We start from the raw sequence: 1253 nt of genomic DNA, 5'->3' as shown, positions 1-1253 counted from the left end.
CCGGAGATGCACCAGACCAAGAAAGGCAAGCAGTATGACTTCGGGATGAAAGCGCACATTGGCGTAGACGATGTGTCCGGATTGGTGCACCACGTGGAATGCACGGCAGCCAACGTCGCCGATATCACGCAGGCGCACAAGCTGCTGCATGGCAAGGAAGACACGCTCAGTGGGGATAGCGGTTACACGGGTCTGGAGAAGCGTGCGGAGATGGCGCGCAAGCGCAAGTTGCGCTACCTGATCGCGGAGAAGCCGTCCAAGCTCAAGCAGATCAAGAACGCGCGCGAGATGCAGTGGGCCAAGCGCTGGGAGCACACCAAGGCCAGCCTGCGGGCGAAGGTGGAACATCCGTCTCGGGTGATCAAACGCCAGTTTGGTGACGTCAAGGTCCGCTATCGCGGCTTGGCGAAGAACACGGCACAGGTGCTGACGCTGTTTGCGCTGTCGAACCTGTGGCTGAAGCGAAAGCAGTTGATGCCTGTCGTGGGGACGGTGCGCCTGTAACCCGGGCAACACCCCGCAAACGCGCCGAAAACGGCAAAAAAACCGAGGGCCTGAGCGCCGTCAGCCTGGCTGATGTGGTTTGGCTCATCCTCCGATGCCGTTGATCATACCATCCTTAAGGCATGAGACTGATCAATCAATTAAGGAGACTCTATAGCTCTCGACGGAAATTTAAATATTGGCGCATCCGTACACTCAATCAATTCCCCAACATTCTTGCAGACCCTAAAATTTTCCACGAACTATTTTACATTTGCCAAGTTCGGACCACTCACACCTTTAACAATCAAGTGTGTGGAATTTACATTTCTTGCCCTTGAATAGACAGCCTCGACCACATCACCCTGAAAATAAAGGAACACACACACCCCATCATCGTCAGTGCAATCCTCAAACTTACGATAAAGTGACTTACTTTGAATATTAGGACTTCCTCCAGAATATACAACCTCTTTTGAACCACCACGCATTTCGACCTCATAAACCAAGAAGTCAGAAGGCAAATCTATTTTTGCATGCTCACCAGGTGTCATACCAAAACACGAGTTATCAGTGTAGATATTGCAATACAAATATATAGCCCGCTTACCGCTTTCAGAAGCGTTCGCGAAATTCGCCAAGAAGATCAAACTCACAGCCAATGCAAGCAGAAAAGTTAACTTTCTTCTATTAGGAGCCTCTAAAAACCCCAGCAATCTGCCATCATTGACTTGACGCCCTGCCAGCGGAGAACGACAGACATGATCAGC

2 protein-coding genes are annotated in these 1253 nt (G+C 50.9%); one reads left to right on the top strand and one right to left on the bottom strand.

Going from position 1 to position 1253, the window contains the following annotated elements; genetic code table 11:
* On the top strand, positions 1 to 504 hold a 504-nt coding region (locus XpopCFBP1817_RS20750), incomplete at its 5' end, for an IS5 family transposase (RefSeq protein WP_128418481.1).
* 242 nt (positions 505 to 746) lie between these two features.
* Here the strand turns inward: XpopCFBP1817_RS20750 and XpopCFBP1817_RS21740 are convergent.
* A partial coding sequence (locus XpopCFBP1817_RS21740) for a hypothetical protein (protein ID WP_158251342.1) occupies positions 747 to 1253 on the bottom strand: 507 nt, incomplete at its 5' end.

Source organism: Xanthomonas populi (assembly GCF_002940065.1).
GTDB classification, from domain to species: Bacteria; Pseudomonadota; Gammaproteobacteria; order Xanthomonadales; family Xanthomonadaceae; genus Xanthomonas; species Xanthomonas populi.
The sequence above is the reverse complement of the archived record's forward strand: the minus strand, read 5'-3'. Positions and strand labels throughout refer to the sequence as shown.